This window comes from Picosynechococcus sp. PCC 11901, assembly GCF_005577135.1.
Classification (GTDB): domain Bacteria; phylum Cyanobacteriota; class Cyanobacteriia; order Cyanobacteriales; family MRBY01; genus MRBY01.
This window is the reverse complement of sequence record NZ_CP040361.1, coordinates 48,885-63,180: the sequence shown is the minus strand read 5'-3', so window position 1 is coordinate 63,180 and position 14,296 is coordinate 48,885. Positions and strand designations below refer to the sequence as shown.

General features: G+C 48.8%; 11 protein-coding genes and 1 riboswitch. Of the genes, 8 read left to right on the top strand and 3 right to left on the bottom strand.

Going from position 1 to position 14,296, the window contains the following annotated elements:
• Positions 1 to 217 precede the first annotated feature (217 nt).
• Positions 218 to 381: riboswitch (cyclic di-AMP (ydaO/yuaA leader) on the top strand.
• Positions 382 to 478: 97 nt separating this feature from the next.
• From ntrB to FEK30_RS16130, 4 genes are read left to right on the top strand one after another with little or no spacing between them, the layout of a single operon-like run.
• The gene (gene ntrB, locus FEK30_RS16145) at positions 479 to 1,318 is read left to right on the top strand and encodes a nitrate ABC transporter permease (RefSeq protein ID WP_138073871.1); all 840 of its coding nucleotides are present in this window, start codon (positions 479 to 481) and stop codon (positions 1,316 to 1,318) included.
• Between the two features lie 13 nt (positions 1,319 to 1,331).
• A complete protein-coding gene (locus FEK30_RS16140) occupies positions 1,332 to 2,729 on the top strand; it encodes a CmpA/NrtA family ABC transporter substrate-binding protein (protein WP_065711912.1) in 1,398 nt (465 codons plus the stop codon).
• Between the two features lie 30 nt (positions 2,730 to 2,759).
• Positions 2,760 to 3,584 carry an ABC transporter ATP-binding protein gene (locus tag FEK30_RS16135; RefSeq protein WP_012305491.1) on the top strand — a complete coding sequence of 275 codons (825 nt, stop codon included), beginning with the start codon at positions 2,760 to 2,762 and terminating at the stop codon, positions 3,582 to 3,584.
• Between the two features lie 30 nt (positions 3,585 to 3,614).
• Entirely contained in the window at positions 3,615 to 4,208 is a 594-nt protein-coding gene (locus tag FEK30_RS16130) for an exopolysaccharide biosynthesis protein (protein WP_138073870.1), read from the top strand.
• Between the two features lie 20 nt (positions 4,209 to 4,228).
• On the opposite strand, the gene FEK30_RS16125 is transcribed toward FEK30_RS16130, so the two are convergent.
• Entirely contained in the window at positions 4,229 to 7,153 is a 2,925-nt protein-coding gene (locus tag FEK30_RS16125) for a cation-translocating P-type ATPase (protein ID WP_138073869.1), read from the bottom strand.
• A gap of 293 nt (positions 7,154 to 7,446) precedes the next feature.
• Here FEK30_RS16125 and FEK30_RS16120 point away from each other — a divergent pair, with 293 nt between their 5' ends.
• The 4 genes from FEK30_RS16120 to FEK30_RS16105 all read left to right on the top strand — a co-directional run bounded on the left by FEK30_RS16120 (position 7,447) and on the right by FEK30_RS16105 (position 12,703).
• On the top strand, positions 7,447 to 8,079 hold the full coding sequence (locus tag FEK30_RS16120) for a hypothetical protein (RefSeq protein WP_138073868.1): 633 nt from the start codon (positions 7,447 to 7,449) through the stop codon (positions 8,077 to 8,079).
• A 900-nt stretch (positions 8,080 to 8,979) separates the two neighbouring features.
• On the top strand, positions 8,980 to 9,264 hold the full coding sequence (locus FEK30_RS16115; protein WP_062437105.1) for a DUF427 domain-containing protein: 285 nt from the start codon (positions 8,980 to 8,982) through the stop codon (positions 9,262 to 9,264).
• Between the two features lie 75 nt (positions 9,265 to 9,339).
• Positions 9,340 to 12,126: an NACHT domain-containing protein gene (locus tag FEK30_RS16110; protein ID WP_138073867.1), complete on the top strand. Its 2,787-nt coding sequence runs from the start codon at positions 9,340 to 9,342 to the stop codon at positions 12,124 to 12,126.
• 22 nt (positions 12,127 to 12,148) lie between these two features.
• Positions 12,149 to 12,703 carry a 2'-5' RNA ligase family protein gene (locus FEK30_RS16105; RefSeq protein WP_255448046.1) on the top strand — a complete coding sequence of 185 codons (555 nt, stop codon included), beginning with the start codon at positions 12,149 to 12,151 and terminating at the stop codon, positions 12,701 to 12,703.
• On the opposite strand, the gene FEK30_RS16100 is transcribed toward FEK30_RS16105, so the two are convergent.
• Both FEK30_RS16100 and FEK30_RS16095 read right to left on the bottom strand, forming a co-directional pair.
• On the bottom strand, positions 12,700 to 13,275 hold the full coding sequence (locus tag FEK30_RS16100; RefSeq protein WP_138073866.1) for a nucleoside deaminase: 576 nt from the start codon (positions 13,273 to 13,275) through the stop codon (positions 12,700 to 12,702). The genes FEK30_RS16105 and FEK30_RS16100 overlap by 4 nt on opposite strands.
• A 114-nt stretch (positions 13,276 to 13,389) precedes the next feature.
• Complete coding sequence (locus FEK30_RS16095) at positions 13,390 to 14,268, bottom strand: IS982 family transposase (protein ID WP_138071026.1); 879 nt, start codon at positions 14,266 to 14,268, stop codon at positions 13,390 to 13,392.
• Between the last annotated feature and the right edge of the window lie 28 nt (positions 14,269 to 14,296).

The window sequence follows — 14,296 nt, the reverse complement described above, 5'->3', positions numbered from 1 at the left end:
TGGGGTCTGGCCACAGGGAAGCCCGTGCTCGATGGAATTGCATGGGCGTTGGATCTGAAGCGCTGGGCCGAAAATCTCCCAGCGATCGCCCCCCAATGGGATATCTCCTGGCAGAGGCAAAGGGAGTTCAGTCCCCTGGGCTTGATTGGATTTTTGATTTTTTGATCCCTACGGTAATTTACAAAGTCCTTGGAGAAATGCTAGCTTATAGGCCAACTGAGTAAGTCAGCTTAGTTCAAGGTTACGAAGCCTTGAAGCGGGGGAACCACCCGTCAACCCAACCGGGAAGACACCGGGGCTTATTTTCTGGGATACATAGAAAAGGGACATCTTCCAGTCCTAGCCCGTCAGCTAACCTCGTCAGCATCGGAAGAAGACTGAAGCACGGCGATCGCACCGTAAATCAGAATTCCCACACAACGACTGTCAGTTACCAATCACTTCCCTCTATTTATTGTGAAAGGGTAGGTAATTTTGCATGGTTTTATTATCAAGTTTGGCCCGTGGGGTCAGAAAGTTTTTGGTACCACCTTTTTGGCAAGGAAGTCTCCGGAAAGAAGTTTGGCTACCCCTCTATGGTTTTGGGGGATTGTTACTGCTCTGGTGGGCGATCGCCTTAGTGCGGGGCGAAATGATGCCGACGCCCCTAGAAGCATTGGTCAATAACCTGGATTTTATTCTGCATCCCTTTTATCGGCGCGGCCCTGGAGATTTGGGTTTAGGTTGGTTGCTTCTGGCCAGTTTGCGCCGGGTAATTATTGGTTTTATTTTGGGGGCTTTGGTGGCGATCCCAGTGGGAATCTGGATTGGCCTCTCCCGTAATGCCTGGCTCGCGATTAACCCGATCATTCAAATTCTCAAACCTGTATCGCCCTTAGTTTGGCTACCGATCGCCTTGTCTATTTTTAATGGGGCAGAACCCTCGGCGATTTTTGTCATTTTTATCACCTCACTCTGGTCAACGATTATCAACACCGCAGAAGGTGTGGCCCAGGTACCGAGGGATTATCTCGAAGTGGCGCGAATGTTAGAAATGCCCCGCTGGAAACAACTATGGCGGGTTATTTTGCCAGCGAGTTTACCCTACATTTTCACAGGTCTGCGGATCAGCATGGGAGTCGCTTGGCTCGTCATTGTCGCGGTGGAAATGCTTACCGGGGGCATTGGCATTGGTTTTTTTGTGTGGGACGAATGGAACCGCCTCAATGTGAGTTCGGTATTTTTGGCGGTCTTTGTCATCGGCATCACAGGCTTGATCCTAGATTCGGCCCTCGCTTATCTGCAAACGGCGATTACCCATCGTCCGGCCCAGCATTAGGAGCATCACTGCAATGAATAAAATAAGTAGACGCTCCTTTGTGTTTGGGATGGGGGCAACGGCTTCGGCATTAGTTTATGGTGCTTGTACTGCCCCAACGGGTAAAAAGATTCAGGGTCGTTTGCCCCATGCTTTAGCGGTTGAGCCCTTGGTACGGCCAGAAAGTTTGGAAAAACCGAATTTAACGGTGGGCTTCGTGCCGGTGAATGATTGTGCGCCCCTGGCGATCGCCTACAGAAAAGGTTTTTTCCAGAAATACGGTTTGAATGTCCAACTCAGTCGCGAAGCCAGTTGGGCCAATGCCCGTGATGGGTTGATCTTCGGTCGGTTAGATGCGTCGCCGGTGGTTTCTGGGGCTGTGACCAATGCGCGAATTGGTGCCGAAGGAGCTAGGGCTTTTCCGTTGGTGGCAGCGATGACCCTCCACCGCCATGGCAATGCCTTGACCATGAACCGACAGCTTTGGGAGGCTGGGATGAGACCATGGCCAGATTACCAAGGTGATTTGGCTAAATTTGGCCGAGATCTTCGCAGTTTTTGGCAAAAATCTCCCCTTGATGACCGCGCTTGGGGGATTCCCTTAAGTTCTTCAATTTATGAATATTTTGCCCGTTATTTAGTCGCCGCCATTGGCCTTGATCCGATGCGGGAATTACGGTTAGTGATTACGCCGCCACCCCAGATGGTAAGCAATATGCGGATTGGGGCGATGCAAGCCTACATGGTGGCAGAACCTTGGAATACTAGGGCGATCGCCAAAAATGAAGGCATTGGGTTTACGTTCATTCAAGGGCGAGATGTGTGGCGGGGCCATCCGGATCGGGTGCTGGCAGTGGCAGAATCTTTCATTGAACAATACCCCAAAACCTACCGCTCCCTCGTCAAAGCCTTAATCGAAGCCTGTCAGTATTGTGGCGACCCCAGTCATCGGCAAGAAGTGGCAAGCATTATTGCTGAACGGGCCTTTACAGGGGCCAACGTGAACTATACTCGCCCGGCCATCGTCGGGGATTACGACTACGGCGGTTTTGATGCCCAGCAACGGCTAGAGAGCAGTTTAGATACGACGACCTTTTTTGAGCTGCACCCCGAAACTTCGACAATTCCCCATGATCATTCCACGTTTCTCTGGCAGTCCCAGGGGATTTGGTTAATGACCCAAGCAGCCCGCTGGGGCCAAATTGAAACATTGCCAACCGATCTAGAGGCGATCGCCAAGCGAGCCTGGCGCACCGATCTTTACCGGGACATTGCCGCCGAAATGGGGATTACCAGTCCCAGCGAAGATTACAAGGTAGAACCAGCCACTGCCTTTATCGACCAAAAAGCCTTTGATCCAAGCGATCCAGTCGGTTACCTCAATAGTTTTGAACTGCGGGCCAACCGTCCCCAAATCTATCCCGTCAGCTAAACCCCATTACAAAATTAGCATCCCAAATCTATGACTAGACCCCAATCTTTCCCCTCCCCTGCCGCCATGGAATCTCCCAACGATACTTTTCTAGCCATTGAGCATATTCACAAACAATATCCCAAGGCCGATGGGAGCCAGTTTGTTGTCCTCGAAGATATCAACCTCACCATTGGCGCCCAGGAATATGTTTCTGTGATTGGCCATTCTGGTTGCGGTAAATCGACCCTGCTGCGGATCGTTGCGGGTTTAGAAAAACCCAGCGCCGGCCATGTCACCTTAGAGGGGAAACTGATTCGCCGCCCTGGTGCTGACCGGATGATGGTTTTCCAAGGCTACGCACTCTTACCCTGGTTAACGGTCCGGGACAATATCCGCCTAGCTGTGGATGAAGTTCACAAGCATCTTTCTAAAGGCGATCGCCGCCACCTTGTTAACGAACATATCCACATGGTCAATCTCACTGCCGCCGCCGACAAATATCCCCACGAACTTTCTGGCGGGATGAAACAACGGGTAGGAGTGGCTAGGGCTTTAGCGACCCGACCAAAAATGCTCCTCCTCGATGAACCCTTTGGTGCCCTCGATGCCCTGACCCGACCGAAACTGCAAACCCAAGTCCTCGACATTTGGGAAAACCACCGCCAGGCCGTGATGATGATTACCCATGACGTTGATGAAGCCCTGTTTATGTCTGACAAAATCGTGATGCTGACCAATGGCCCCCAGGCTACAATTGGGCAAGTTTTAACGGTGGATCTCCCTCGACCCCGACATATCCACGAACTGCGGGAAACTCAAAAATACTATGATCTGCGCAATGAAGCCCTGGATTTTCTCGAACGCTATCAGTAAACAAGCCGTTTTTTGGCTCGCCCAGTCAGTATGAAAAAACTTTCTGAAAAACTACACCACTATTTTTTTGAGGAGGAACGTCCGGAGAAGGTGAGCCTGGCCAATGTTTTTGCCCTCACCGAGGAAAGATTATTTGGTTTTCCCCTGGCGCTCATTGCTTTTTTGAGTATTTTTGCAATTCCTGGCACTTCCTTTATTTTTGGCATGGCGATGCTGTCGATCACCCTGCAACTATGTCTGGGGCAGTCTAAACCTTGGGTGCCCCGCAAAGTTCTCCAAACGTCCTTTTCCCTACCGCAAATTCAGCGGTTTATGGGTTATCTGATTCCCTGGTTAAAAAGGGTCGAGAAAATCACAAAACCCCGTCTGACGCCCATTTGTCACAGTCTACCGGGACGAATTATTTTGGGAATTATTTTGTCGGCCATGGCCCTATTGGTGGTTTTACCGATTCCGGGGGCGAATACGGTGCCGGCGATCGCCATTTTTTTTGCGGCCCTCGGCCTCCAGGAAGATGATGGGGTTTTAAGCTTGCTCGGTATGGCGATCGCCTTAATTTTTATGGGGGTCATCATTGGCCTAATGTGGACGGGGAGTAATATTTTTCAAGTCATTTTTCGATAAAATTGCACCCGGCATCAGGGTCAACGCGGGGTAAAAAATACTTTGCGTAGCTCATCGATGCCCAAGATTAGCGGCGGGCAAATAATTAACAAAAGCCATTGCCACGGATCGAGGGGGGCGGTCTGGAAAATATTCTGAAAAAACGCACTTTTGGTAATCATAATCACCAACATCCACTCAGTAGCAATACCTACCCAAATTAATGGATTGGAAAAAAATCCCAGGCGAAAAATCGAGATGTTTTCAGAACGACAGGCAAACACATTTCCATCTTGGCAAGCGACAATCACGGCAAGGGTCATGGTAGTAGCCTGGGCATAGATGGCAGTGGTAGCCGCATCAGCGCTGTGCTGCAAAAGGTTAGGGGTAATGGCCTGGAGCTCCGCCAGACTATAGCCATGGCCCCACCAGACAATAAAAAAGCCCACCATACCTAAAGCCGCTTCAATGAGACCCAAAAAACAGTAGGCGCGCACAAGGAGCGATCGCCCCAGGAGATTTTGGGATTTCTTACGGGGGGGTTGGGTCATAATGCCCACTTCTGCTGCTTCGGTGCCCAATGCCAAAGCCGGGATCATATCCGTGCCCAAATCCACCGCTAAAATTTGCATAATGACCAAAGCTGGGGGAATTTTGAGGGCCACCATCAACAGAAAAGGCACCACCTCCGCGACATTAGAAGCCAAGATATAGGTGATAAATTTGCGGATATTTTGGTAAACGGCGCGGCCCTGTTCTACAGCGCTAATGATCGTCGCAAAGTTGTCATCGGTAAGGACGATATCCGCCGCTTCCCTGGCGACATCGGTACCATTTAACCCCATGGCAATGCCAATGTGGGCCGCCCGTAAAGCCGGAGCATCATTCACCCCATCCCCTGTCACAGCAACCACTTCCCCAATATCTTTATAGGCTTGCACGAGACGTAATTTTTGTTCGGGAGACATCCGCGCAAACACGAGGCCCGAACGATATTTCAGGATTTGCCGCAGTTGAGCATCAGACAGATGACCCATGCCTTCTCCGGTGACGACCCGGACTTGCTGATTGACAATGCCAATTTGTTGGGCGATCGCCTGGGCTGTGAGGCCATAGTCCCCCGTCACCATCGTCACCTTAATGCCAGCGGTATGACATTGGGCGATCGCCTGTTTCACCTCCGGCCGGGGCGGATCAAACATCGCAATCAAACCAATAAAAATTAAATCCCGCTCAAGATCCTGGGCGCGCAGATTAACCAAATCCCGTTGTCCCCGTCGCGCCGCCACCCCCAACACCCGAAACCCCTGGGCTGCAAGGCGATCATTGGCTTGTACCACTTCTTCCCACTGTTCATGGCCCAAAGTTTGGATCGCCCCATTGCGCAACACCGCCTGACAATGGCGCAACACCTCTAGCGGTGCCCCTTTTGTAAAGGCCATACAGGGCAGTTCGCTCTGCCAAATATCTGACTCCTGCCAATCTAAGACCACAGTCATCAGTCGCCGGCGAGAATCAAAGGGAATCTCCCGTAACCGGGGATATTGTTGTTGTAAGTGTTCAATATTTAAGCCGGCCTTAACCGCAACGACGATCAAAGCAGCTTCGGTGGGATCGCCTATTTCCTGCCAGCGGCTCGGTGTGTCGAGGTGGATGAGCTGGGCATTAGAACAAAGGGCAGCCCCCGTCAATAACAGGTCAATTTTCCAGCGGGCGGTGAAGTCTGCGGCTAAATTCACGCTGCCCGATCCAGGGTCATAACCGGCACCAGTGACTTCAATTAAAAAGGGTTGAATTTCTCCGGGTTGGCCGTGATTAGGGGTTTGTAAAGGCGGTTGAACAGGCAATTCTGCTTCGGTTAACCAGGGCAACCAGAGGTAATGAACGGTCATTTCATTTTTCGTGAGGGTGCCCGTTTTATCCGTGCAGATCACCGTAGTGGCGCTGAGGGTTTCCACCGCAGAAAGACGGCGCACCAGGGCATTTTTGCGCACCATCCGCCGGACACCCATGGCAAGGGCGAGGGTAACAGTCGGCAGCAATCCTTCTGGCACGAGGGCAACGATAATGCCAATGGCAAAGACGAAACTTTCCCGCAGTTCCATCCCCACTAAAAATTCCGTCAACAGAAAAACAATCACGCCCATCGTCAAGGCGATCGCCGTAATAACGCGGACAATCTTACCCACCTGAATTTCGAGGCTACTGGGTTCCCGTTTCACATTGGTTGTTAGATGGGCCACATGACCAAATTCTGTTTGGGCACCGGTGCCATAAACCACCGCCACCCCCCGCCCCGACGAAACTGTCGCCCCCGCCAAGAGTAAATTGGCAATTTCTGCAGGATTTGTTTTTTCTCGGGTGGGTTGTTCTCCCCGGCGGAGGGGCTGGCCATCACGCACGGACGCCGTTTCTCGCACCCGTACCGGATAGGCATTCCGCGCCACAGGCAATGATTCCCCCGTCATCACCGAAAGATCAAGATATAAACTTTCCGAAGCGACCAACCGTGCATCCGCAGAAAGGCGATCGCCTTCTTCCAGTTGCATCACATCTCCCGGTACCAGTTCCACCGCCGGAATCGATTGGAGCGCACCATCTCGGTACACCTTCACCTGTGCGGGCAACACCTTTTTCAAAGCTGCTAGGGATTTTTCTGCCTGGAATTCTTGCCAAAAGCTAAAAATGCCATTCACCCAGATCACGGCCCAAATCGCCCAACCCAGTTCCGGCGTCCCCGATACAAACGCCAAAATTCCCGCCACCCAGAGTAACAAGGCCATAAAGTGAGTGACTTGATCTAAAAAACGCAACCATAGGGGCCGTTGGGGCGGTTCCGGTAGCGCATTTGGCCCAAATTTTTCTAAACGTCGCTGCGCTACTTGGGCCGATAAACCACCAGGCCGGGATTCCAAAACAGCATAAACATCTTCCGGAGCAAATGTCCAAATATGACTTGGTTCCATCACAGCGATCCACCAGGACAAACAATTAATTTGATGCTGTCACAACCCATGCTAAGACAAACATCTCTTCTGATAAGCGTCAACGATTCTTTACATCATTATTTGCTTGCATGACTTATTTACACCACTGCATTGATGTCGGCTCTTTAGGGAAATTTAATGGAAAAAATTAGCTAGAATTAAAGCAATATCTCACAGGATATCTTAACTAAATCCAGAGAGAGCGACTAATAGAAAGATTAGACTCACAATTTAGTCTAGGTCTGTCACCTTAATATTTACTTCTATGGCCCATGTTCAAAACTTTAATTAAAAATAGTGCGGCGATCGCGTTTGTACTTTTAGGTTCTATAGCCGTTATTCCTGGGGCAAGTTCCCAAATTAGTGCTACTCCCTTATTACAAGCCGAAGATTTCCAGGGTTTGGTTTATTACCAAAACCCAAATACGAGGGGAATGCCCATTAATCGCCCTGGTATTTTCATCGGTCTGCCCCAGCAAGGGAGCAATCAAGGGGGGTGGTTGTTGGATATTCCGAGTAATGACGTGTTCGCGCCTAGTTCCTTGGGTGTCAATATTTTTCAATTTGAGCAGCAATATTTTTTATTCTTTGATTCAATCTCTAATTTTGATGATGGTAGAGCTTATAATCGAATCTTAGATGCCATAGAAATTCCCGCTGAGGCAGTTCTGCTGCGTTGTTCAGAAAGTATAAATGAAACATCAGAAACCATTGCGTTTTTAAATGCAGGAGAAAGGGCAATTGTTGAAGCGCAATCTCCCAGTGCAATGGATGGAATTCTCGCTGAATTGCAAAACCCGACGATGCTTTATTCAGTTGATTCTCGCCGTTTGTCCATTGAGGCTATTCCTGGGGAGGGTTTTACGTGTAGAAGTTTTTCTCTTATCCATACAACTCTTGAATAATTGACTCTTTTCTTTGATCTAAAAAGACCTCTTCATTCCAAACATTAAAAAATTTTTTCTAGAAATTTAAACCAAAACTCCCCTCAATCTCCGGTAGCTTGGGGCATTTCAGCATCACTGTCGCTACTTTGAAGGTGATCGCCACCCTAAAAAACAGCACTATCATAAGTTTTGCTTATATTTTTCCTCGGAATACTAAGGCTGAACCTGTTTACATTTCATTGAATAATAGCTATACTAAATTTCAAGTCCATAGTTTAAATACTATTTTCAAACTTATATCACCAACCCTAAAGGCAAAGTTCTATGGGGTTTTGCCTTTTCCCTCAAAATTCCCTTGTCCTCTAACGTCTCAGTCAATTACAGCATTACAAAAAGAAACTATGTACCAATACAAGCATTCTGATTTTTTGGTTATTGCGACCCTTAACTGAATGCCCGACTACGCCCCCGATTCTCGCCACAGTTACCTGACCCATGACAACCGGGTGTCGTCCATAGTTTTTTACAAGTTTCCTCCATCAAGCTATATTCGTCCCGATCTAGGCAATTGGGGCGAATTTTTTTTGCGCTTAAGGCAGAATCCGGAGGCAAATAATAGCAGTTCATCTATTTTATTACGTGGATTCTTTGCACTGTACCAACCTAAAATATAGTGTTTGATTTTATAAATTCCAATAATATTGTGACTGTTCATTTAATTTTTTGAATTCGTCACTAAGCTGACTATCCCTAGAATAATTTCTGACAGAATTAATTCTGATCAAAGCTTGGCGATCAGGCCCACAATTCAAAGCAGCTTGTAAGACTAAGTTGACTTAGTTTTCGCCACAGCAGGTAGGCAGGTGCGTTAAACTCTAAACGTAATAATTTTACGGCAAAAATTAGGAGATTATATCGATGGCCCAGGCAATTTGGAATGGTGCAGTGGTGGCAGAAAGCGATCGCTGTGAGGTGGTAGAAGGCAACTATTATTTTCCCCCCGATGCCATTAAAACAGAGTATTTTAAGCCGAGTAACACCCACACCACTTGTTCTTGGAAGGGTCAGGCTAGCTATTACACCTTGTCCGTAGCCGGAGAAGAAAATAAGGATGCGGCTTGGTATTACCCAGAACCCAAGGAGAAAGCGGCGAATATTAAAGGCTACGTGGCGTTTTGGCGCGGCGTCAAAGTCGAGTCTTAGGATTTGAAGGGTTAAGGCGATCGCCAATGGGTTGTGGTTGTTTTGGTTGGTGATCCTTATGGGACACTAGAGGGTATGCCAAAGCAAAGTTACGGAAAAATTCCCCAGGGGCGATCGCAAACGCTACTGTTTGGCTTGCTTGATTTCGCGAATGATGCCCTCGATGCAGATGAACGCCAACTAGACCGACTACGGGCGACGATAAAAGTCCATTGGCAATCGCCCAGACGACTGGTGGTGCAGACAAAATTGCGCTATTTGCAAACTTTAACGGCACTCACTACTACGCCTTTAACCGTACCCCAATTGAAAACGGCCCTCAAGGATTTAGAAAGTTTTTTGGGGATTTTAGAGGATCATCGCACGACGATCCGGGGGTCTGATACTTGGCATTTTTCCTTAAATTTCTGGGGCGATCGCTGGGCACGGGCAGAAAATATACAGCAGTTTAATCAAACTTGGGCCGCGCGTCGCTTGGGGATATCCGAGAAGAAGCAAAATAATTTTCAGGAGAATTCCCAAACAAATCACGGCGCAACTCACCCGGACTGGCAAAGCCTGTGTCGGCAAGCGCTGGATACCCACTTAACCAGTAATCCCCTAACGGCGGGGGATGGCATGGCCTTTGAGTTGGCGGATTTGTACGTGCCCTTGGGAGTAACTGCCACCCATGCAGAGGAAGATTCTCTAAGCGATGATCCCCAGGATTTTTTGGCGCAATATCACCATCTCTCCCATAATCGACTGGCGATTATTGGGGAGCCAGGGGCTGGAAAAACGACTTTTTTGCAACAGTTGGCCCTGGCTTTGTCGGCAACCAAAGATCTACCTGTTTGGATCCCCCTGGCCGATGTGGGGGGGCGATCGCTAGAGAATTATTTGTTGGACGTTTGGCTAAAGCAGCTTTTTAAGCAATTTACCATCGCGCCAAAAATCCAGACTGAATTTGCTGAACTGATTCAAAACAAACGGGTCTGGTTATTTTTAGATGCCCTTGATGAAATGGGAGACAATCTCAGCCAAGCGTCATTCAAACTCGACCGGGAACTCCAGGGCTGGTTAGGCAATGCTTCAGTCGTTTTGAGTTGTCGCAGTGCGATGTGGGACACAGGGAAAAATGCCCTCACTGATTTTGTGATCCACCGTTGCCAAGGCTTTAGTGATGATGCCCAGCGCAAACAAGTGCAATGCTTTATCCAAAAATGGTTTCAAGGACAACCTCAACTCGGCGATCGCCTCTATGGTGAACTAAACCGCAGTATCCACAGTCGCATTCGTGGGGTTGCGCGCCAGCCGCTGTATTTGACCTTACTGTGTCGCACCTGGCAGCTCACCCAAGGCAAATTACCGGGGACAAAAGCCATTTTGTATCGCCAGTTTGTGGAGGCTTTCTATGACTGGAAACAGGATACTTTTCCCACGACCCAAGCCCAACGCCAGCAACTCAATCAGATTTTAGGGCAGTGCGCTCTCAAGGTGCTGCAAAAAAATCCCGCAAAAGCTCGGTTTCGTCAGGCTGAAATTCAACCGTTTTTCGATGCCGTTGATCCTGATTTTTTTACCCTCGCGCTCCAATTGGGGTGGTTAAAGCGGGTCAGTCGCTCTGCAACAACGGGGGAAAATGTCTACGCTTTCCATCATTTAACGTTTCAAGAATACTTTGCGGGAACGGCGATCGCCCACTGGGAGATTTTTATTGACGAAGGCGGCGAATATCCGATATTTTCGTTGGGTTGGCAGGAAACGATTTTGCTGTGGCTGGGACGCGAAGAGATTGCCGCAGGCGAAAAAGAAAATTTTCTGCAAGCGCTTTTACACTGGCAAGACCATTGTGGTGGTTTCTACGAAGTACGCGCCACCTGTTTTGTTGGCAAAGCTTTAGCCGAGTTTCCGGAATTTTCCCAAGGGCAAGCAGTGATCGATCAACTGGTGCAATGGCGCTTTGTCACCGCCCAGAGACAACCCAAGTTACCATCGCCCCTAGTTGAAGAGGCAGGCATTGCGCTCTCCAGAAGCGATCGCCAGCAGGTGGTGACTACCCTCGAACAATTTTTAGCGACCCATCCCGCTGCCTTTGACCGTTGGTTAGCAGCCCATAGCCTCGGCAAAAACCATGATTTCGGCAATCCCACGGCGATCGCCAACCTCGAAGATCTGCTGACGGAAACCGCAGATCCGAATTTTCAACTTAATCTCTGCCGTAGTTTAGGGGCCATCGTTCCCGATAATGCCCTAGTCATTGCCAGTCTTACCCGCCTGCTGGCAGCGGATCAAAAAGCAACTATCCGCCGTAAAGCCGCCCTGCGTCTCGGTAAACTCCAGCCCCATCACCCCCAGGCGATCGCCACTTTGTTAGAGCTTGCGGCAACGTCTCCCCAGGCGATCGCCACCCTCCGGGAAATTTGTCCGGATCATCCTTTCGTGCAAACAGATACTGTTAGTCAAACTCTGCCCACTCGACGGCGCACCGCAAAGCGGATTTCGGAGAGATCGCTCCAGCCTAAATCGTCCCGTGAGCAGTCCCTGGCCAGCCAAAGTCTCTTAAAAAAATTAAGCCTAGAAACCAACCTTGATCAGCGCACAAGGCTAGTTGCCCGTCTCAGTGGTTATCTGCCTGACCACCCGGAGATTATTCCCAATCTACTCATAGCCCTTCGTCAGGCCCACCGAAAAAGTACCCTCAAGTTGACCGTTGACACCCTCGGTCAATTAATTGAGACGGAACAATTACCCCTCATTTTGCCCCAGGTGAAACACATTTATCAGACAGTAAACCCCAATTCTCCCAATCGGCGCTACTGTTATAAATTGCTCTGGGACTGGTCAAAAACTTTGCCTTACGAAGTCTTTCAACAGGCTTGATCGTCTTTTTAAATTTATCTCTATGGCCCAATCGTTATTTTTCGTCGCGTTGTTGTTACCGCCCGACCTAGGGGCGATCGCCTCTGGTTGGCAACATTATTGTGTTGAGCGATTCCAAACTAAAAAGGCGCTCAATTCGCCGCCCCACGTCACCCTGCAACCGCCCTTTAAATTTCCAGTCGAAGACATTGATCACCTCGAAAACGTTCTCCAAACCTTTGCCCAGAGCCAAATTAGTTTCCCGGTACAGTTGACGGGTTTTAACTGTTTTGCACCGCGCGTGGTTTACATTGATGTCCAACTGACTCCCCCACTCCAAGACTGCCAATCCCAATTAAAAACGGCCTTTGGGACACAATTAAACATTCAGGATCAACGTTACGGCGATCGCCCTTTTTGTCCCCATGTGACCATCGCTTTTAAAGATTTAAGCCGTACTAATTTTGACCGGGCCTGGGCCTTTTTTCGGGAGCGTTCTCTAAACCATTGTTTTACCGCTGGGGGTTTAAGTTTGCTGCAACACAATGGCCGCCATTGGCAAGTTCGGGCAAATTTTCCGTTTCATACCCTGGCCTAGGCATTATAAATTGGCCCCTGTTGCCCTTGATAAAACTGCAAGACCCCCTGGGCAAAAGCCAGCTCCACTTCTGTTTTCACGACGATGCCGCGCTGTTCAAGGGCCGTTTGCCAATTTGGGGGTTTTGGCCCTTCGTCAAAACCAATGGCCTCCGCATCAGCACCCCTAGCTCCGCTGACTACGCGCTTTAAACCTGACCAATGGATTCCCCCCAGACACATCGCACAGGGTTCGGTACTGGTAACCAACTCCAGGGCAGGCAAATTTGCAGTGCTGAGATTGTATTGGTTAAATTTGCGTTGGGCGATCGCCATTGCCACCATCTCCGCGTGGAGCAATGATAAATTTTCGCTAGTCACGAGGTTCACCCCTAGGGCGATCAGTTCCCCGGTTTCGATGTTAAAAATCCCGGCCCCGAAAGGCCCGCCTGTTTTTTGAATAATATTTTCCCGGGCGGCACCCACCACAAAGCGCATTTTTTGGCGATCGCCTGGGGTCGGTTGATATTGGCTGCTGTATGCCTGCAACCATTGGGGCAAACGAAAACAAATTTCCGACGGTTGATGATACATCGCGCTTTTTACTCCATGTCTTGGGTTAATTCCATTGGGTCTTCGGAAAGTTAAAAAAAAAGGTAGGTGCGCACCTACCTTTTAGAAACATACCTTTTTTAACGTGAGTTCGGGTTAAGCCGAAGGCTGTAATGCCCAGTCTAACTGTAGCGAGGGCTTTTTCGGCTGATGGCAGTAGGCGATTAAGCCACAAAGTATATTCACAAAGCAATTCACCGGACTACGATGGCGGGAATGCTCAATTTGTGAAATATTCTTTAACTGGTCAATCACTGTCTCAATAATGAAGCGCTTTCTCGATAATAATTTATCTGTCAAACGCATTAATCTGTTCTTCATGTTGCGTTTTGGCTTCGCAAAAAACTCAATCCCATAGGTTTCCCGTAACTTCTCCGTTAACGGTTGAGAAACGTAGCCTCTGTCTGCAAAGACTTTGCCAAATAATTGCTGCACTAACTCCTCTACGGGTTTTCTGTCATCTACATTACCTGCGGTGATTTGAACATTGAGCAACTCTCCCAGTTCATTGACCACTAAATGAAGCTTAAAACCATAGAACCAACCCACGGAAGTTTTGCCGAGAGCCACAAGACCATCAAAGACCTTGTGACTGTGAATACGCCTACTGTGACAGACTTTTAGGCTTGTCGCATCAATGAAACTGATACCTGTGCAGCTCCCGAAACAATGCTTTAAATACACACATAAAGGCACAATCGTCGAAGGTATCCACTCGATAAAACGCTGATAGCTGACGAGGTGTGGAAAGGCTTCTCGCCAATGTTGACAAACATACTTTTCGTAGAAATGTTTGAAATTACGGTAGGATTCGCGATGAAAGGAGATCAAGATTGTCAGAATTTCGCTGAGGCATAAACGACGGGAGCGAAGTCGAGTCACTGTACCGCCTTGAATTAACTCTTGATGCCAGAGAGGCTCAAAGATTTGACAGAAGTCATCCACATTACAGAAAAGTTCTTCTAGACTAGACATGGGGTGAGTAGATTGGTTTAGTTTGGAC